Source organism: Frankia sp. AgPm24 (assembly GCF_023243055.1).
Taxonomy (GTDB): domain Bacteria; phylum Actinomycetota; class Actinomycetes; order Frankiales; family Frankiaceae; genus Frankia; species Frankia umida.
Map to the genome: position 1 here is coordinate 101,605 of NZ_JALKFW010000207.1, position 19,895 is coordinate 121,499.

A 19,895-nucleotide genomic window follows, 5' to 3' on the forward strand; every position below is an offset into this window, starting at 1 on the left:
TGATCGGCCTGGAAATGCCGGTGCGGGACATCACCGGGGCGCCGGGTGGTCGGCTGGACATCGATGTCAGTGCCGGTGCCGCGGCGTTGCGCCCGCCGCACGGGCCGCCCGTGCAGTTCACCCACACCTGGAACAACGGTCTGCACGAGCTCACCGATCTCGCCGGCACGGCCATGCACCGCTACGACCCGCAGGGTGCCCTGGTCGGACGGCGGCTGGATGCCACGAACGTCCACGGCACGGCGGACGGGACGGTCGAGATCAATCTCACCGCCGGCACCGGCACCCACCTGGACGCCGGTGGCCTGCGCCGGGCCTGGACGACGCTGCAGGTCCACGCGAACGGCGACGTCCGGCTCGGCAACGCGGCGGGTGACTGGCAGCGCCACGCCTCCGACGGCCGCATCGTCGAGGAACTCGTCGCCCCGCGTGACGGGCATGGCAACCTCGGCCCGGCGCGGATCCACGCCCAGCGCGACGCCATGGGCAACACGGTGCTGCAGCTGGAACACGGCGGTGCCCCGGTGCCCCACACCCGGGTCACCCAGGACGGCGCCGGCTACCGCGTCACCAACACGGGCCCGACGGCGCACCGCAACGACCACCTGGTGTACGGCCCGGACGGGGCGGCGCGCGCCGAGCAGATCACCTACCTGGGCCGCAAGGGCGCCGGGGCCGGCACCTACCTGCAGGTCGACCACACCGCGCGCACCTGGACCTGGACGGACGCCCACGGCACCCCGCGCACCGGCAACGCACAGGCGGCCCCGCGGGGCGCGGGGCCGGCCGGGGCGGCCGGCACGGTACAACGGCAGCGGCACCGTGACGGTGAAGGCCAACGGCGATCTCCAGCTCATCGGGGCGGACAAGCGGGCGTTCTACTCGCGTGAGCACCTCGGCACCGGCCCCGGCCCCGGCCACGGGGGGGCGCATCCCGTTCTGGAGGTCTTCCGCGCCGACAACGGCAGCCGCTACTGGCACCAGTGGACCGGCGGCGCCGACGGCCAGCTCGGTGCGCATGCCGGGCGGGGAACCCGCAGCTTCAGCGACCTCCCGGAGGGCCGCCTGTGGTCCGACCAGCAGCACAGCCCGGTGTGGAACAGCACGGTGCGGGAGTACCGCACCGCTGCTGACGGCGGGGCCGTCCGGGCCGAGGTGCAGCCGGACGGCTCCTGGAACTGGTACCGCTTCAACAAGGACGGCCAGCTCACCCTGCACGGCACCCGGGACTTCCTGGGCGGGGGCCGTGGCTGGCAGGACATCCCCACGACCGGGGGTCCGGCCGCGCAGCGCTACTGGTCGGCGTTCAACTGGTTCCCCAAGGCGCTGCACTACCGCGAGCACACCGTCAGCCCGAGCCCCGGCGGCGGCTACCGGGTGGGCGACGCCTACAAGGAGTTCTCCCCCCAGATCAAGGACACCGGCACCCGGGACGTCCTGGCGAACAACCACACCCTGCAGACCGTGCGCTGGGCCGAGCAGCGACCGCCGCAGTTCCTCTGGAACAGCGTGGGATCGGTTGACTTCCGCACCTCGGGCCTCAACCGCGGTGACAGCCGCTACCAGGTGTTCCGCTGGACCGAGCAGGACCCCGCCGGTACCCGGGTGGCCTCCGGCGTCCGGGCGGTCACCCCGGACGGGTCGTTCGCCGACTTCACCCGGGACGGCCTGTTCGTCCGCGGGGCGATCAAGCTGGAGAACGGGAACACGATCGAGATCGGCCGGGACGCGACCGGCAAGTGGGCCTCTCTGACCGGCAACCTGCCGGCCGCCCAGCCCCGCACGCTGCCCTGGCGGGAGATCAACTCGGCGAAGCAGACCGTCGCCGAGGGCACCCGCCACTTCCTCGATGGCGGCCGGCACTGGGTCGACGTCGTGCCCAACCAGGGCGGCGGCCTGCCGCACGCCGTCCGCTACACCGGCGCGAACGGCAACGTCACGCACGTCGTGCATCCCAACAACCGGCCCGCCTTCAACCCGAACCAGCCACATCCGAACGCGTTCAACCCCGCGATCGGTGGCGAGACGATCACGCGGAACACGATGGGCCAGATCGTCGCCCGCCAGGAGCAGTGGTGGCCCGGCCAGGCCCACACCGGCGCCGGGCCGGCCCCGGCACACACCCTCGTCACCGCCTCGGGCGACCCGCACTCCGGCGCCTGGCGCTGGACGGACAACGCCGGCGGCCAGGGAACCCGCATCAGCGGCCGCAACGACCGCTGGACCGGTGCCTGGGACGACTCCTACCACGACTTCCAGAACATCGGCGGCACCAACCAGCTCGTCCATGACCTGCGGGCCCTGGACAAGGGCCGGGGTCTGTACGCGGGCCGGCAGCCCAACGGGACCTGGCATGCGGAGATCCGCGACGCCGGGGGAAACCCGGTCGCGAACACCGCGGCGACCCGGGAGTTCTGGCACAACCGCGGCTGGCAGAACCGGCCTCCGGCGGGCAGCACCCAGGTTCCCTGGCGGGATGTGAACGGGGCGGGCAACATCATGCGCGAGCTGGCCGACGGCCGGGTCCGCATCTACGACACCCCGCGCACACCGGCCCAGGACATCGGCCACGGCACCTGGAAGGAGTACGACCAGGGCGGTGTCTTCCGGGAGCGGGTGGACAGGGGGAACGGGATCTACCGGGAGACCGAGAGCTTCCACAAGCAGTGGCGCGAGACCGATGTGAACGGCCGGTTGCTGCGTTTCCGCTCTTTGTCCGGCACGGTCTGGGAACGCGGTCCGCTGCGCTGGTCGATCCAGCACACGAACTACACCCTGGTCGGCCGCGAGTTCGAGTACCGGGGCCTGGCCAACGAGTTCCGCGGCAAGAACCGGATGTGGCGCGAGTCCAACCGGCTGCAGTACCGCGCGATCAACGGCCTGGTCGGTGACTTCCGGCCGTCCTGGTCGCGCACGCTGCAGAAGGCCGCGCTCGACTTCACCCAGGAGTTCGTCACCGACTTCACCGTGCAGGTACTGGTGGCCCTCGCCTTCAACAACGGCAACCTCAACCCGCAGGACTGGTACCGGGCGCTCGTGGGTGCCGGCGTGTCCAGCGGAATCAAGACCGGTAACAGTGTCCTGCACGACCAGCCGGTCTTCGGCCTCAAGGGCATCAAGGACGGCCTCGCCAACCTCGACGGCGGTAAGGACCTCAACCGCAATCCCTACAACCATGACAAGCACTGGGACAACGAATGGGCGGGCACGGAGAACCCGCCCCGGTGGCGGCAGGCCAGCTACGACTATCTGCAGGGCACCCTGGGGGTGGGTTTTGTCGCCTCGTTCGTGGCCAACGCCGTCAACGCCGCCGTGTTCGGCCTGCCGGGCGACTACGTCCCGCTGCACGGTGGCACGGCCGCGCTCGCCGGTGCCTGGGGTGGCGCCGGCTCGCTGATCTCCGGGGCGGCGTTCGGCAGCCTGCGGACCTTCGGCCATCTGCTCGGCTCCGGGCGCTACTTCCACCGCGGCGGCATGCCCGACATCGGCCTGCAGTTCGTCGAGCGGTTCGTCGAGCGGACGATCGGCACCGCCCTGGTGCTCAAGGCGGCGAACCTGCGCCCACAGGACAACATCACCACGCCGGATCCCGTCCAGATCAAAATCGTCCTACCGTCGACCACCGTGGTCTCTCCGTACACGGCCTTTGCTCCCGTGCCACCGCCGGCCAGTTTTGGCGGGGCCGGCTGAGCCGGCAGGCACGGTGCGAGGGACGGGAACGGCGGGCGGCCATGAGTGAATGTCGTGAAGGGGAGAGTGGATGCGCAGGATCCGGGGCGCTCGGCGGGCCGGCATGGCGCAGGCGGGCAGCGGTCCGGCCGGGCCCGGCTCGTCGGACCCGGCACCGCTGACACCGGCCTGGGACGCGTTGCTCGTCCCGAACGGATCGGATCGCTCCGACGAGGCCGCCGTGTGGGATCAGCCCGGTCAGCCCGTCGAAGGGGACCAACCGGGCGGGTGGAACGGCCCGGACATGGTGGGCGGGCTGGACGGATCGGATCCGGCCGGTGGGCCGGCGGTGGGGATGGTGCGGGTCGGCGCGGGCGGGTTCGCGAGCATCGCCGCGGCGCTGCGCGCGGTGCCGGCGGGCGGGATGATCGTGATCGAAGCCGGGCGCTATGCGGAGCGTCTCGTGTTCGACCAGGAGGTCGCGCTCATCGCCGAGAGCGGTCCCGGAACGGTCTGGGTCCTGGGCGCCGGGCCGGTGCTCGTCCGGGCCCGGGTCACCCTGCGGGGGATCGGTCTGCTCGGCACCGACCCCGGCGAGGCCGTCCTGGTCATCGCCGACGGCGTGGCCAGCCTGCGCGAATGTGATCTCGTCGGCGGACGTGCCGAGGTCACCGCGGGCACGCTTGTGCTGCAGTCCTGCCGGTTGGCCGGGGCCGGCCTGGCCGGCCTGCACGTGCACGGCACGGGCGCGGCGACACTCGCGGGCTGCGTGATCGAGGGGGTGGACGGCGCCGGCATCGTCGCGGCCGGACAGGCCGTCGTCGACCTCACCGGCTCGCGGATCAGCCGGGTGAGCGGTTCGGGGGTGCGGCTGCGTTCCCGGGCGGCCCTGCGCGCGCGGGACTGCGAGATCGCACAGGTCGCCAGCAGCGGTCTGCTGATCGAGGAGGAAGCCACCGCCGATCTCACCAGCTGCCTGCTGTGGCACCCCGGCGGCGAGGGCGTACGAGTCCTCGGCCTCGCCAGCTCCCCCAACCCCGCCAACCCCAGCGATCACACCGACCCCGTTGACCGCCCCCATCGCGGCGACCCGGACGCCCAGGATGACCGGGGCGACCTGGATGACCGGGGCGACCTGGATGACCGGGGCGAATCCGACGACGCGGAGCTGTCCGGCAGCGCCCGCCTGTCGGCCTGCGAGATTCTCGGCGCCGGAACCGACGGGCTGCTGGTCGAGGGCGGCGCCGGGGTCACCCTCACCGACTGCCGGATCCGGCGCAGCGGCCAGGCCGGCGTGGTGCTGCTCGGCGGGGCGCAGGTGCGCCTGCGCGACTGCGAGGTCGACGCGGCCGGGACGAGCGGGCTGGTCGCCCGGGGCCACATCCGGCTGCGCGTCCACGGCGGGGCGGTACGGACCAGCACGTCCAACGGGGTGTTCCTGACCGAGGCGGCGCGGGCCGTGCTGACCGACCTCGTGGTCGAGGGCAGCGGCTACAGCAACGTCCACATCGGCGAGCAGGCGCAGGCGGAGCTGGTCGGCGGCCGGCTGCGGGCCACCCCCGAGCATGGCCTGCACCTCGCCGGGGCAGCCCACGCGCGGATCTCGGCGCTCGTGATCGAGGACAGCGCCATGGCCGGCATCCAGGTGGAGGGCCCGGCCTCGCTGCAGGCCGAAGATGCCACCCTCAACCGCAACGCCACCGGCCTCGCCCTCGCCGGCGGCGCCACCGTGCACGGCGCGGACTGCCGGATCACCGATGCCGTCGGGGTCGGCGTCCAGATCGAGGCGGACGCCGACGTGAGCCTGCGGGGCTGTCGGATCGAACGTAGCGGGACGGCCGGGGTGGTGCTGGCCCGCGACGCCCGGGCCACCCTGACCGACTGCGAGATCACCGATGCCGGCGGCTCGGCGCTGGTGGTCTGGACCGGCGCCGCGCCACAGGTCCGGGGGACCAGACTGCGTCGTGCGGCGAAGAACGCCCTGTTCGTCGGCGATGGCGGCGCCGGGACCTATACCGACTGTGACCTTGCCGGCTCCGCGTTTCCGGCCGTGCACGTGGGGACGGACGCCCGCCCGACGCTGACCGGGTGCCGGATCCTCGACTGTGAGACGGATCTGAGCCTCGCAGACGGCGCCGAGCCGACGTTCGAGCGCTGCGAGTCCCGCGGCGTGCGCGATCCCCGGCTGCCCAGTGCCCCCTCCGGCACCGGCCCGGACGGCTCGCCGGCCCGCGCGCACGCGGTGGGCGGTCTTGTCGGCGCGGACGGGGTGGGCGCCGGCCCCGGCGGCGCGGGTCACGGGGCAGCCCACGGGGCCGGTTCCGACGAGGACGAGCCGCCGGCGGAGAGCCTGGAGGACCTGCTCGGCGAGCTGGCCGGCCTGGTCGGCCTGGACCGGGTCAAACAGGACGTCGGCGCCCAGGTCAAGCTGATGCGGATGGTGCGCCGCCGGCAGGAGGCCGGGCTGCCCGCACCGCCGCTGAGCCGGCATCTGGTGTTCGCGGGCAACCCGGGAACCGGGAAGACGACGGTCGCCCGCCTCTACGGCCGCCTGCTCGCGGCGCTCGGCGTGCTCGAACGCGGCCATCTCGTCGAGGCGGACCGCTCGGCGATGGTGGGCGAGTACGTCGGCCACACCGGGCCGAAGACCCAGGCGGTCTTTCGCCGGGCGCTCGGTGGTGTGCTCTTCATCGATGAGGCCTACTCGCTCGTCCCGGCGCACCAGGGCAACGACTTCGGCCAGGAGGCGATCGCCACCCTGGTGAAGCTCATGGAGGATCACCGCGACCGGGTCGTGGTGATCGTGGCCGGCTACCCGGCGGAGATGAGCCGGTTCGTCGCCTCCAACCCGGGTCTCGCCTCCCGCTTCTCCCGGGTCATCAACTTCGAGGACTACACCGCCGGAGAACTCACTCAGATCGTTGCCACGCAGAGCCGCCAGCACCAGTACGAGCTGCCCGATCCCACCGTCGCGGCCCTGGACGCCTATTTCACGGCGCTTCCCCGCGGACGTGGTTTCGGTAACGGCCGGGTGGCCCGGCAGCTGTTCCAGTGGATGACCGAAAACCAGGCCCAGCGGGTTGCCGAGCTCGACACGCCGACGACGGACGACCTGCTCCGACTCGACCCCGCCGATCTCCCGACAACCGGCACGGACGACTGATCGGCAACGGCGCCGACCATATCCGTCCGGCAACGTCCAAATGAACGGAAAACGGCCGGACGGTGTGCAGAAGACAAACCATCGGGGCTGATTGTTTCCGCAACTGGATAAATCTCGGCAATGGGATATTCTTCCGCTGTGTCGCGGGTCGGGCACGTTGCGCGCTGATTGTCCCGTTTCGGTGAGGGGGTCTGCGGATGGCCGACCCGACCATCGCCTCCCGCCGGCCGGACGAGGGCCCGGCCGCCGACTTTGTTCGGCTGCTGTTCGACGAATGCGCTGCTGACCTGCTGCGCCACGTCCGCCGGATCGGCCCTGACGATGCCGGTCGAGCCGAGGACCTGGTGCAGGAGACGTTTCTGCGTGCGTGGCGGCACCGCGAGGATCTCGCCGGGCACGGCAACGCCCGTGCCTGGCTGTTCCGGGTCGCACGCAACCTCGCCGTCGACTGGCACCGCCGGCAGTCGGCGCGACCCGGCGAACGCGCCCTGCTGCCCGACGACGAGGCACGCCTGGCCGACTCGCCGGCGGCCGATGCGCTGGGCGCCGTGCTGCTGCGCGTCGATCTGGTCCAGGCCCTGCTCGCGCTGTCCGCCGCGCACCGCGAGACCCTTGTCCACCTGCACTGTCTCGACCGCACCCAGCTGGAGACCGCCGGCCTGCTCGGCGTGCCGCTGGGTACGGTCAAGTCCCGCCGGCACGTCGCCGTGCGGGAGATGCGCATCCAGCTCGTCCAGCGCGGCCTGGGCGGGATCGACGGCGGCTGACCGGCAGCCGGTCTGTTGCGGCCGGTCTGACCTGCGGTTCGCGCAAGGTGCGGTCGCACCGAGGGCAACGGGGACGAAACCCACGGGCCATACGGTGGCAGGGCGCAGATCCGAGCGACCGTGCGGCTGGCCGAGCTCGCCGCCAGGATGGAGGTTGTGACCGTGAGCAGTGCCCGGCCCGTCCAGGTCCCCCAGGTCCGGCCCGCCTCCACCCGGCCCGTGCCGCCGCTGCCAGCCGAGTTCGGGATCTTCTTGGTCGACGCGGAACGACCGGACGGGCTGGATGTTCCCAGCCTCGTCACGTTCTACCGCCAGTACGGGTTCGTGCTGCTGCGCGGTCTGCTGCTGGTGGATCTCGTCGACCGGATCGAGGCCGAATGCACCCGGGCGCAGCGCGCGGTGCTCGAGGGCACGGTGCCCGAGCGGTACGGCTCCACCCAGTATCTGGACGCGCGCTTCGTCGAGGCGGCGGCTCCGGACGGCAGTCCGGCGGGGTCAGCCGGCGGTCCGGCGGGGTCAGAGCCGTACGTGAACTACGTCGAGCACGTCGAGGAGCTCTCGCCCGCCGTGCGCACGGCTGCATCACATCCGCTGCTGGTCACAGCCCTGCGCGCCCTGCTCGACGGCGAGATCTGGACCCTCGGCGACGCCGGCTCCGGCGTGATCTACCAGGACGCCCGGCCGGGCCGCGAATCCGGCTACACCCGGATCGGCTGGCACTCCGACTGGCAGGCCATGCCGAGCCTGGACGTCTGGCCCGGCGCCGCCTTCACCATCCACGTGGACGAGACCAGCCCCGCCAACGGCTTCCTGCGGGTCGTCCCGGGCTCGCACCGCTGGGCGACCCCGCCGCCCTACCGCAACATCAACAACGCCCCGGTGCCCGCGGACGCCCGCCCCGCCGGCGGCCACACCGACACCCCCCCGCCGTTCCCGATGCCGCTGGGTTTCGAGAAGGTCCCCGGGGAGATGGCGCTGTACGCCGACCGCGGCGACGTCCTGCTGCACGACGCCTACCTGTGGCACGCCGCCGCCCGCGCCACCGACGACACCACGATCCGCCGCCACGTCCGCGCCGGTTACTACGCCGGTGACCGCGCCAGCTACCGCGAGCAGTTCGTCAAGAACGCCGCCCGCTAGCCCGCCCCCGGGCGATCAGGTTACCGCCATGGCCCGCTCGGTTCCCCGCGACAGCCACCATCAATCCCGGCTCGAAACCTGGCTCGGAGCGGGCCTTTCCGCCCTCCGGACCGCACGCGGCCCGCGGCCCACGATGACACGGTTGTCCGCCCGTCCACGTCGACGATCCGAAACTTGTTTCTTCTGGCCGTGCTGGTATCAGCTCCTTGGGTGTTCTACGGCTGGCCGGGCCCTCGCGGGTCGGACGGTATGAACACGATGCTTGCTCTGATCGTGTGCGCCGTGGTAATGCTCGGCGCCCTGGATTGGTATCTGTGGCGGATACGGCGAAACGAGCGGCTGGTCGCCGACGAGGGAGTGGTCTCCTACACCGACTGGCGCGTCCGGACGAGCCGCATCGGCTGTGGCGAGGTGAGCCGGGTCAGCATGGTGAAGGTACGACCCACAAGAATGTCGTCGCAGATCAGCGAACGGCTCGTGGTCGAGAGTTCCTCGCCGGTTCCGCCGGTGGACCTCGATACGACGGTGTGGAACCGAGACGAGGTCATGCGACTTTTCGACCGCATCGATGTGCCGTTTCGCACCGTGGACGGTGTGCGCCACCTTCGTGAGCTGCTGACGATGTTTCCCCGACCGAAGTGGAGGCGGACGTGTCCCACCCGGTCGATCTCGTCATCGCGCCGGCGGCGGCGAGGATCGCGCGGCGGCGGGTCCTGGTGATCGTGGCTGTTTTCGGCGGTGCGCTGCATGCGGGGAGTGCGCTCTCCGCGCTGGCGGTGGTGATGAGTGCCGCGATCCTGGTCCAGTACCTGGCCATCCCGGTGGTGTGTGTCTGGGCGTTTCGGGCCTGGCTCCGCGAACGACGGGAGATGGTGGCCCTTCGTGGCGGGCGGCTTGTGCTCGGGCGTTCTCCCGGGCGGGTGGTGAGCGTTCCGGTCGGCGATCTCCGTCGGATCGCGTACGTACGTACGTACGTACGTGCGCGTGCGCCAGCCGCGGTCGTCCGACTATCCGCTCCTGATATTCGAGCGGTACCGCGGCGCCCGGTTCGCGGCGACACCCGTGGAGCGCTGGGAACCGGGCCCGCTCGAAGAACTACTCGACCGCACGGGCCCGGGACAGCGCACCTACCGGGTGGACAGGGACGTGTTCAGGCGGGTGTCGCGACCAGATCCCGCACCGCCGCGGCCACCTCGACCGGGCGGTCCTCGGGCAGCAGGTGTCCGCCGTCGAGGACGATCGTGCGCAGCCGGGGGGCCCACGACTTCCAGGCAGCCTCGAAATCGAACGGCGGGGGAGCGCCACCCAGGCCGTTTCCGATGGCGACGACCGGCATCTGAAGCTGCCGCTCGTGTGCCCGGTCGGCCTGGTCGTGCAGACCGTCGACGAACGCCCCCGACCGGTAGTCGGCGCAGACGGCCGCGATCGCCTCCGGTGACCGGGCGGCGGCCAGATAGGCGGCACGCACCGGCGTGGGAATCGCCTCGGGCTCGGTGGCCCAGGTGTCAAGGAAATAGCCGAAGTACCGGTCCGGGTCGGCGCCGATGAGCTGCTCCGGGAACGGGGCCGGATGCGCCATCAGGTGCAGGTGGAAAAGAAAGGCATCCGCCTGGTAGCTCAGCCCGGTCCACAGGTCACCATAGGGAATGACGCCGAGAACGGCGAGGTGACTGACATGCTCCGGCTGATCCAGGCCGGCGCGAAAGGCGACACCGGCACCGCGGTCGTGACCGACGACAGCGAAACGCTCATGGCCGAGCCGGCGCATCAGCTCGACCACATCGGCGGCCATTGTCCGTTTGCTGTAGACGGAGTGTTCGAGGTCGTCCGCGGGTTTGTCGCTCGCTCCGTAGCCACGCAGGTCAGGGCAGACCACCAGATGGTCGGTGGCGAGGTCGGCGGCGACATGTCGCCAGGCCAGGTGGGTCTGCGGAAATCCGTGCAAAAGGACGACCGGACTGCCGGCGCCGCCGACGGCGACCTGGAGGGTCACCTCCCCCACCGGAACGCGGGTGTAGTCGAATCCGGGAATGGTTATGCTCATGGCTTCCTCGGGACGCAGATGTGGTCTGGCTGTAATCTCCCGCGGATGCGGGAAGATGTCTGGATACCGTGGCGCCCAATGTCAGAGCCTTTCATCCCGGTGGCCGGGTGTTCGGGATCGCCGTCTCGGCGTGTCGCCCGGAAGGGTGATCGGCTCCGGCGCGCGCCGGATTGTCGGCCGGTGTCGACGCGCGTGGCTGGGCGCGCGACACGGATGTTGCTCGAATGTTGCGCGGTGCCGGCCGGTCCGTGATCAGTGCCCGCCCAGGTCGTCGGCGCTGGTGGACAGGGGTCGGTCGGGGTTGGCGCTAGGGGTACCTCGACGCTAATCTTCACTATCGGTTAGATCGGCCACCATCGGCCGGACCGGTGAACAGGCGTCTTCGGGGCGCCTTTCGGGTGACTTCCCGTTCCGGTGATTCCGGCCTGCTGGCCCGTGTCATGGGCATATTTCGGGGCATCGAGAAGGAGCCTTTCCATGAGTTCAGAAACGGCCCGACCGGCTGGTGGGCGCAGTTTTGTCACCAGCCTTGACACGGGCCGGCTGCACTGGGACCGGCTGGCCCCGTTCCCGACCGAGGAGCCCGACGTCGAGCAGCGCGCCGACCAGCTGGTCGACGAGCTCGGCACGTTCGTCGAGGACCGGGTCGATCCGGAGGAGACCGACCGGACCGCCGCCCTGCCCGAGGGCTTCATCGAGGAGCTACGGGAACGCGGCTATCTGTCGTTGCGCCAGGATCCGGCCGTCGGCGGTCACGGCCTGTCGGCCTACGGCGCCCTGCGCGCCGTCGCCCGCGCGGCGACCTGGTCGGCGCCGGTCGGGCAGCTGCTCGGAGTGCAGAACGGGGTCGCTCCCCTGGAACTTGCCCGGTTCCTGCCCGCCGGGTCGGTGCGGGACCTGTTGGAGGACCACATCGCGCGGCGCACGATCGCGGGCTGGGCGGACACGGAGCCGACCGGCCAGAACAACAGCCGGCCGGGTCTGACCGGCACCCTGACCGAGGACGGCACCGCGTACCTGCTGCGCGGCCAGAAGATCTTCATTGGCAGCGGCAACATCGCCGAGCTGCTGGCGGTGACCGGTCTGCAGGTCGCCGACGGCGAGTCGCGCATCGCCGTCTTCTTCGCGGACACCCGCCAGCCCGGGTTCAGCGCCCACGCGCACGAGTTCGTCGGCGCCAAGGGACTGCCGGTCGGCGCCCTCACCTTCGACGACGTCCGGGTGCCCAGGGAGCACGTCCTGGTGGTGGGGGAGGAGAACCCGCAGGCCGCGCCGCAGACCCGGGCCATGGGCATCGTCGGACGGATCTACAGCACCTCGGGTCCGGCGCTCGCCATCGCCCGCCTGTGCCTGGGGTGGTCCGAGGACTTCGTGTCCCGGCGCCTCATCGATGGGCGTGGCCTGGCCGAGTACGACCTGATCCAGCGTCTGCTGGCCACCTCGTTCGCCGACGTCTTCGCGATGGACAGCGCCCTGCGCTGGGCCCTGATCGGACCTGGCCTGGCCGACCGGTGGTTCGAGCTGGTCCTGGCCATGAACGGTTCGCGGGCCGCGAACTGGCGGGTGGTGGACCAGACCGTGTCGCTGCTCGGTGGTGAGGGTATCGAGACGGCGCGCAGCAAGCAGCGTCGAGGTGCCCGGCCGCTGCCGGTGGAGCGGTTCTTCCGCGATGCCCGCCTCATCCGGACCATCGGCAACGTCGACTTCCAGGTCGACAACGTGACGGCCCGGCAGTACCTGGCCCGCTTCTACGGGCCTGGCGCGCCGCAGCTCGACCTGCGCCCGGGTGCGGACGGTCGCGAGGTCACCGAGCCGGCCGACCTCTCCCCGGCCAACGTGGAGCATCGTGGGGCGCTCGACGAGCAGCTGCGGTGGTTCGCCGAGACCAGCCGGGACCTTGTCCGGCGTCATCCCGACCCACGCGAGCTCGCCGCCCAGGAGCAGTCGCTGGCGCTGCTCAACCGGCTCGCGGGCGAGCTGTTCACCGCGGGTGCGACGCTCGCCCGGGCAAGCCAGCTGGCCAGCGACGACGGCGGGGCCAGCCAGGGGCTCGCCGACATCTACCTGACGGAGGCCCTGCGGCGGGTCGACGACCTGCGTCGGCGGCTGCGGCCCGCGATCAGCGAACCGGACTACGCGAAGATCAGCCGGGACTTCCTCGCGCCGGATGCCCTCGGCTCCCTGACGCGGAGCTGATCCGAGCCGGGTGCGGTCCGGGCACGTGACCGCACCCGGCGATCCCGGCCTCACCCGCATGCGGACGGCCCCGGGCTCACCCGTGGTCGGACAGTCGCCGCTCCGGCTCGACCAGGGAGCGCAGGCAGGGCTCGACCAGCTCGATCAGCCGCTCGGTGGGTGCCTGGACGATGTCGTCGAGCTTCAGCAGGTGCCGGGTGACCATCAGGCCGACCAGCATCGTGCAGATGAGGCTCGACCGAAGCCCGGCATCCTCCCCGTCCAGTACGCCGCTGATCTTGGTGGCGCCGTCGTCGAGGAAGGCGCAGCGGGCGGCGTGCGCCGCCTGCTGGTGGGTCAGCATCGAGCGCAGCGTCGCCAGCAGCGCGTCCGGTTCCTTGTCGAGCTGGGTCAGCATGTATTCGAGTACCCGTGCGCTCAGCTCGGCGCGGGGGCCGGGCAGCGCCTCCGCCAGGTCGAAATCGATCTCGGAAGCGGCCTCGAACAGCGCTTCCTTGTTGCCGAAGTGCTGGATGACCAGCGCCGGGTCGACTCCAGCTTCGCGGCCGATCGCGCGGATCGTCGTGCGCTGGTAACCACTCTCGCGAAACAGCGACCGAGCGGCGTCGAGGATCGCCGCGTGGGTGACGAGGCGACGTTCGGAGCGGCGGGCGGTCGGCGTGTTGGACGTCACAGTGACCCTCACTCAACGACTGTTGACCCATTTTTTGCGATCACCCTAAGATACGCGAGTCAACGGCTGTTGAGTGAATTTCGGAGAGGGTGCCACGATGGCAGAACTGACCCGCGCACCCAGCGGTGCGACCGCGGGCCCCGGTGCGCACAAGTGGATCGTGCTGGGCCTCGTGTCCATCGGGCAGCTCATGGTCGTCCTCGACGTCACGATCATGAATGTGGCGTTGCCGAGTATCCAGCAGGCCCTTGGTTTCGCCAGCGGCAACGACCTGCAGTGGGTGCTCAACGCCTACGCGCTCACCTTCGGTGGGCTGCTGCTGCTCGGCGGCCGGGTCGCCGACCGTTACGGTCGGCGGCGGGTCTTTCTCGTCGGTCTGGCGGTTCTGGGGATAGCCAGCGCCGTCGGTGGCCTGGCCGAATCGCCCGGTCTGCTGATCGGGGCACGAGCGGTGCAGGGGGTCGGCGGTGCGCTCATGTCGCCCGCCGCGCTGAGCCTGCTCACCGTCGCCTTCCCGGAAGGGGAGGAGCGCAACCGGGCCCTGGGTATCTGGGCGACGGTGGCCGGCGGCGGCGGTGCGCTCGGTCTCGTGCTCGGTGGGGTTCTGACCGACGGGCTGTCCTGGCGCTGGGTCCTGCTGATCAACGTGCCGGTGACGGCGCTGGTCATCCTGATCACGCCGCTGTTCGTCGCCGAGAGCCGGGACGAGTCCGCCGGCAGTCTGGACGCGCTCGGCGCGGTGACCGTCACGCTCGGGCTCGGCGCGCTGGTGTACGCGCTGGTCCGGGCGAACACGGTGGGCTGGCTGACCTTCGAGATCATCGGCCTGCTGGTGCTGGCGGCGGTACTGCTGGCGACGTTCGTCGTGCTGCAGACCAGGGTGCGCAATCCCATGCTCCCGCTGCGGATCTTCCGGTCCGGCAGTGTGCTGGGCGCGGACATCGGCATGCTCGTGGTGTCGGCCGGCATCGTGGCGATCCTGTTCTTCATCACGCTCTACCAGCAGCAGGTGCACGGCTGGTCGGCGATCCGCACGGGCTTCTCCTTCCTGTCGCTGTCGGCCGCGGTCGGCACCATGGCCCAGCTCGCGCCCCGCCTGATGGACCGGTTCGGTCTGCGCCCGGTGGTGCTCGTCGGCCTGCTGTTCTGCGTCGTGGGAATCCTGCTGTTCGTCCGGATCTCGCCCACCGGTAGCTACGTGTCCGATGTGCTGCCCGGTCTGATCGTGTTCGGTGCGGGTCTCGGGCTGACCTTCGTCAGCCTGACCGCGGCCGGGATCGCCGGCATCCCCGAGGAGGACACCGGCGTCGCGTCCGCGCTGGTCAACGCCGCGCAGCAGGTCGGCAGCGCGCTGGGCCTGGCCATTCTGATCGCGGTGGCCAACGCCCGGGTCGACGCGCTGGACCCGTCCCCGACCGACCCCGCCGCCGTCGCCTCGGCGACCACCAGCGGGTGGAGCTGGGCGTTCGTGGTCGGTGCGGCGGTGATCGTGGCCGGAGCCGTCGTCTGCGCGCTGACCATGGGTGGGCGCGCACCCGGCCAGCACGAGGAGGGTGCCGAGCCGGGCCAGCGTGGCGACGCCGTGGCGAAGCCGGTGAAGACGCCCATCCAGGCCTGAGCGGGCAGGGGCTACCGGCCCGCCGAGACCTGCCCGGCCCTGTCCCGCCGGGCAACCTCGCCCCGGACGATCGGTAGCACGTGCCGGCCGATGTCCACCGTGTCGGTCAGCAGGTCGTAACCACGCAGCGAGATGACGTCCACCCCGAGATCGCAGTAGTCGAGCAGCGCCTCGGCGACGGTCTCGGGCGTACCGACCAGGGCGTTGGAGTTACCCGCCCCACCGGTCGCGGCCGCGGTCGCCGTCCACAACGCGCGATCGAAACGCTCGCCCTGTTCGGCGATGGCGAGCAGCCGCTGGGTACCGGTGTTCTCCGCGGTGCCGGCGAAGTAGCGGCCGATCAGCGCCGGGCTCGCCTGCCGGCGCCTGAGAATCGTGTCCAGGACGCGGTGGGCCTTCTCCCAGGCCTGCTCCTCGGTCGGCGCGATGATCGGGCGGAACGACACCTGGATCTTCGGCTGATCGGTGCGTCCGGAGGCGTGGACCGCGGCCCGCACCGAGGCGATCTGCTCGGCGGTCTGCTCGAGCGGCTCGCCCCACAGGCAGAAGATGTCCGCCTCGGCACCACCGGCCGCGTAGGCGGCCGGCGACGAGCCGCCGAAGGACACCGCCGGGCGCGGCTTCTGCACGGGAAGGATCTCGCTGCCGAAGTCGGCGAACCGGTAGAACTCGCCCTCGTGGTCGAACGGCTCGGTCGACGCCCAGGCACGTTTCACGATCTGGATGTACTCGCGGGTCCGGGCATAGCGCTGGTCCTTCGCCAGGAAATCGCCTTCCCGGGCCTGCTCGTGCGTGTTGCCGCCGGTGATGAAATGCACCGCGAGGCGACCCGCGCTGAGATTGTCGAGGGTGGCGAACGCCCGGGCGGCGAAGGTCGGATGGCAGACGTTGGGTCGGTGCGCCACCAGCACCTGGAGCCGCTCGGTGTGCGCGGCGATGTAGGCCGCGGCGTATCCCGGGTCGGGCGCCGCCGAGCTGTAGGCCGTCAGCACCCGATCCCAGCCGAACTCCTCGTGCGCGCGGGCGAGTCGCAGGGTGTACTCCGGGTCGAAACTGGGGCCCGAGCGGGCATTTGTCTCCGACGCGTCGTTGGTCATGGCGATGCCGAGGAACTCGACGGGCATGGGGGCTCCGTTCGGTGAGAACAAGGTGTTCAGGACTGGCCGCCAGGGCTGCCCGTGGCACCGTCCCGACGGGTCGCGGCCTGCGGGTCACGGGCCACGGGCCACGGCCTGCGGGCCACGGCTCGCGGTCCGGGCGCGATGGCATGTGGCACACGGACGCTACGGAGACCGACAGCCCCGGCACCACCCCTATCGGCCCTTGTCGCGTTCGGCGGTCCCGGTCGGCCGCACCGGTGTCGGCCGTGCTGTGCATGTCGATGCGGGCGGTTTGCCGGGATTCGGACGTTGTCAGGAAGTGGACACCGCGCGGCAGGTGGGGTGGTAATCGTTCGGTGATCGGCCGTTAATGCCGCAGGTAGGTGGCCTGAAAGTATTAGTTCGCAAACACTGGTGAAATATTGTGATCTCAAGCCCACCGTTTCGTTCGGCTTTGCCCTTCGATGCGCCATCGGGTGATACTCCTGCTGCGCTCGGATGGGTGATGGTGAGAGGGGCGGCGGTGCGTGGATTCATCGATGACCACCTGGTCGAGCGGCAGGATCAGCTCGAGTGCCTCACCGCGCAGCTGCAGGAGTGCGTGCGGGGATCCGGCGGGATGATCCATCTGGTCGGCCCGGTGGCGAGCGGCAAGACGGCGCTGGTCCGGTCGTTGGAGGAGCAGGCGCGCGAGGCCGGGGTGACGGTGCTGCGGGCGACTGGTTCCCGTGCCGAACGGCTCCTGCCGCTCGGCGTCATCGCGCAGCTGCTGGATGGCGCGGGCCTTGCTCCCGACGAGCTCGCCGCGGCCCAGGAGCTGATGGATGAGGGTTCCAGGGCAGCCTGGGCGGGCCTGGGGGTGAACGAGGTCGACGCGGGTTCGGCGTACGTGCTGCGTGGGTTGTGCGTCCAGTTGCTGGCCCGGGTGGAGAAGGGGCCGGTCGTCATCACGGTGGATGACGCGCACCTGGCCGACGCCGCCTCGTTGCAGTGCCTGTCGTATCTGGGTCGGCGGCTGCCGTCGGTGCCCATGCTCGTGCTGCTCGCGGAGAGTCCGCACATCCTGCCGCTGTGCCCCGCGCACTACGCCGAGCTCGCCGGTCCGCACGTACGGACGTTGCAGGTCGGACCGCTGTCGGTGGCTGGCACCGGGCAGCTGATGGCGCGGTTCGCGCTGCCGTCCTGGCTGGGCGCCGAGGAGGTACACGCCCGTACCGGTGGCAGCCCGCTGCTGCTGCACGCGTTGCTGCGGGCGCAGACGCAGGAACCGCCCGCCACCGCCGGCCTGTTCGGCTCGGAGGACGCGTTCGGCGAGGCGGTGCTGGGGCTGCTCTACCGCAGCGAGCCGCTGATGGCCCGGGGCGCGCGGGCCCTGGCGGTGCTGGGTGCCTCCGATGGGACGGCGCTGCTCGCGAACCTGCTGGAGGTCGATCCGCAGATCGCGGGCCGGGTCGTCACCCTGCTGCGGGCCGCGGGGTTGCTCGGCCCGGACGGATTCCGGGATCCGCGCACGCCCGCGGTGATCCTGGCCAACATGTCGCCGTCCGAACGGGCGGAGCTGCACGCCGAGGCCGCCCGCAGGATGCACTGCGGGGGCGCGCCGTCGGTGCGGGTGGCTCGACATCTGGTCGGGGCCGGGCCGATGGACGAGCCCTGGGTGCATCAGGCGCTGGTGGAGGCGGCCGGCGACGCGCTGGCGGCGGGCGACCACGATGAGGCGATCGACTGCCTGCGTACGGCCCGGGCCCGCCAGATCGGCGCGGACGAACGGGCCGTGGCCACCGCGCTGCTGGTCCGGGTGCTGTGGCGGACCCGGCCGATCGACGCCGCTCGCCACCTGCCGACACTGGTCGACGCGGCCCGCGCCGGGCATCTCGGGGGCCGGCACGCGGTCGTGGTCGCCAACCAGATGCTCTGGCACGGCGACGGCGACGGCGCGATCGAGCTGATCACCGCCGTCTGCGCCCGTGACACACTTGACCAGGAGGTGGCCCGCGGCGCGGTGATCACCCTGCTCGCCCAGGCCTACCTGTATCCGGGTCGGGCCGGCGACGCCGAGGTCCTGCTCGCCCAGCTGGCCCGGGAGCACGGCGCCGGCAACGGCCGGCTGCCCACCACCAGCTCCGACATCATCGCGGCGATGGGTACGGTGAGCTCGCACGGCGACGCGGTGGCGGCCGTGGAGCGGGTTCTGGCCGTCCACGGCCCGGGGTATGAGGCCGTCGGCACGTTGAGCCTGGTGCTCGCCACGATGATCTTCGCTGATCGGCTCGCCGCCGGCGGATCGTGGCGGGATCCGCTGGCCGGCACGCCGATGGGCGCCTTCGCCGCCCTGCTGTCGGCGATGCGGGCCGAAAGCCACCAGGCACGCGGTGAGCTGGCCGACGCCGAGCGGTGCGCGCGGGACGCGCTGGCCGCACTGCAGGCGCCCGGCTGGGGTGTGCTGGTCGGCGTCGTGGTCGCGATCGGGGTTCGGTGCGCCAGCGCGAACAACCGGTTCGACGCCGCCGAGGAGTTCCTCGCGATCCCGGTGCCCACGGCCGCCACCGACACGATCTGCGGGCTGGATCAGCTGCATGCCCGCGGCGCCTACTACCTCGCCCGCGGCCGGGCCCGCGCCGCGGTCAGCGACTTCCTCACCTGCCGTGACCGTTCCCTCGCCTGGCATCCGGCCAACAGCGGTGATGCCCCCTGGCGCACGGACCTGGCCTGGGCTCTGCTGCTGCTCGGTCGCCACCAGCAGGCCCAGCAGCTGGCCGAGCAGGAACTGCGCCGGCTGGGCACCGGTCAGTCGGCGCTGCGCGTGCCCGCGCTGCGGCTGCTCGCCGCGAGCAGCGGCCCCGACCGGCGGTTGCGGCTGCTGCGCGAGGCGGTCGACATCGGCGAGAGCGGCGGCTGCGGCCCGTTGGAACTCGCCCACGCCTACACCGATCTCAGTGAGGAGCTGCGCGCGGTCGGGGAGACCAGCCGCGCGCGGGTGGTGGCCCGGGTCGCCGCCCATCTGGCCCGCCAGCTCGGCGTCGAACCGCTGCTGACGCGGCTCAGCGCCGATGACCGGCAGGGCGAGCCGCGGACCACCGCCGACCTGGAGCCGGTCGCACCCGTGCTGGTCGGCACGACCTCGCTGCTGGGCGCCGAGGTGGACGCGAGCGGCCTGCTCAGCGACGCGGAACGGCGGGTCGCCCTGCTCGCGGGTCTTGGCCACACCAACCGGGAGATCGCCCGCCGGTTGCACGTCACGATCAGCACGGTCGAGCAGCACCTCACCCGGGTGTACCGAAAACTGCAGGTCAGCCGACGCACGGATCTGGCGGCCCGGCTGGGCGCGGACGCGGTGACCGCGCTGGGCTCCCCTACGGCGAGCCGACCCGGCCCGGGAATGGTGCGCGCCGCTGGTGCCGGTCATCCGGCCAGCCGCCGGCACGGGTCGGAGCGTGATCGGCTGGGCGAGGCGCTGTGGCGGGGGGGGGGGGGGGGGGGCCCCCCCCGCCCCCCCCCCCGCGGCGGGCCGGGGGGGGGGGGGGC

The 19,895-nt window shown here is 71.7% G+C and carries 12 protein-coding genes; 8 read left to right on the top strand and 4 right to left on the bottom strand.

What is annotated here, in order from left to right; genetic code table 11:
- The 5 genes from MXD61_RS20825 to MXD61_RS20845 form a co-directional block, all read left to right on the top strand.
- Positions 1 to 890: hypothetical protein (locus MXD61_RS20825; RefSeq protein WP_248815147.1), on the top strand; the 890-nt coding region annotated here is incomplete at its 5' end.
- The gene (locus tag MXD61_RS20830) at positions 823 to 3,690 is read left to right on the top strand and encodes a hypothetical protein (protein ID WP_248815148.1); all 2,868 of its coding nucleotides are present in this window, start codon (positions 823 to 825) and stop codon (positions 3,688 to 3,690) included. The genes MXD61_RS20825 and MXD61_RS20830, both read left to right, overlap by 68 nt.
- Positions 3,691 to 3,760: 70 nt before the next feature.
- The gene (locus tag MXD61_RS20835) at positions 3,761 to 6,832 is read left to right on the top strand and encodes a right-handed parallel beta-helix repeat-containing protein (RefSeq protein ID WP_248815149.1); all 3,072 of its coding nucleotides are present in this window, start codon (positions 3,761 to 3,763) and stop codon (positions 6,830 to 6,832) included.
- Between the two features lie 197 nt (positions 6,833 to 7,029).
- Entirely contained in the window at positions 7,030 to 7,599 is a 570-nt protein-coding gene (locus MXD61_RS20840) for a sigma-70 family RNA polymerase sigma factor (protein WP_248815150.1), read from the top strand.
- A gap of 219 nt (positions 7,600 to 7,818) precedes the next feature.
- On the top strand, positions 7,819 to 8,739 hold the full coding sequence (locus MXD61_RS20845) for a phytanoyl-CoA dioxygenase family protein (RefSeq protein WP_374629316.1): 921 nt from the start codon (positions 7,819 to 7,821) through the stop codon (positions 8,737 to 8,739).
- Positions 8,740 to 9,104: 365 nt separating this feature from the next.
- Here MXD61_RS20845 and MXD61_RS20850 read toward each other — a convergent pair whose 3' ends face one another.
- Both MXD61_RS20850 and MXD61_RS20855 read right to left on the bottom strand, forming a co-directional pair.
- Entirely contained in the window at positions 9,105 to 9,287 is a 183-nt protein-coding gene (locus MXD61_RS20850; RefSeq protein ID WP_248815151.1) for a hypothetical protein, read from the bottom strand.
- Positions 9,288 to 9,889: 602 nt separating this feature from the next.
- On the bottom strand, positions 9,890 to 10,783 hold the full coding sequence (locus MXD61_RS20855) for an alpha/beta fold hydrolase (protein ID WP_248815152.1): 894 nt from the start codon (positions 10,781 to 10,783) through the stop codon (positions 9,890 to 9,892).
- Positions 10,784 to 11,260: 477 nt separating this feature from the next.
- Between MXD61_RS20855 and MXD61_RS20860 the strand changes: the two genes are divergently transcribed.
- Positions 11,261 to 12,979 carry an acyl-CoA dehydrogenase family protein gene (locus tag MXD61_RS20860; RefSeq protein WP_248815153.1) on the top strand — a complete coding sequence of 573 codons (1,719 nt, stop codon included), beginning with the start codon at positions 11,261 to 11,263 and terminating at the stop codon, positions 12,977 to 12,979.
- A 76-nt stretch (positions 12,980 to 13,055) separates the two neighbouring features.
- On the opposite strand, the gene MXD61_RS28545 is transcribed toward MXD61_RS20860, so the two are convergent.
- Entirely contained in the window at positions 13,056 to 13,652 is a 597-nt protein-coding gene (locus MXD61_RS28545) for a TetR family transcriptional regulator (RefSeq protein ID WP_248815154.1), read from the bottom strand.
- Between the two features lie 97 nt (positions 13,653 to 13,749).
- Here MXD61_RS28545 and MXD61_RS20870 point away from each other — a divergent pair, with 97 nt between their 5' ends.
- The gene (locus MXD61_RS20870) at positions 13,750 to 15,270 is read left to right on the top strand and encodes an MFS transporter (RefSeq protein WP_248815155.1); all 1,521 of its coding nucleotides are present in this window, start codon (positions 13,750 to 13,752) and stop codon (positions 15,268 to 15,270) included.
- Positions 15,271 to 15,281: 11 nt separating this feature from the next.
- Here MXD61_RS20870 and MXD61_RS20875 read toward each other — a convergent pair whose 3' ends face one another.
- A complete protein-coding gene (locus MXD61_RS20875) occupies positions 15,282 to 16,394 on the bottom strand; it encodes an LLM class flavin-dependent oxidoreductase (protein ID WP_248815156.1) in 1,113 nt (370 codons plus the stop codon).
- Positions 16,395 to 16,893: 499 nt separating this feature from the next.
- Between MXD61_RS20875 and MXD61_RS20880 the strand changes: the two genes are divergently transcribed.
- Positions 16,894 to 19,895: LuxR family transcriptional regulator (locus MXD61_RS20880; RefSeq protein ID WP_248815157.1), on the top strand; the 3,002-nt coding region annotated here is incomplete at its 3' end.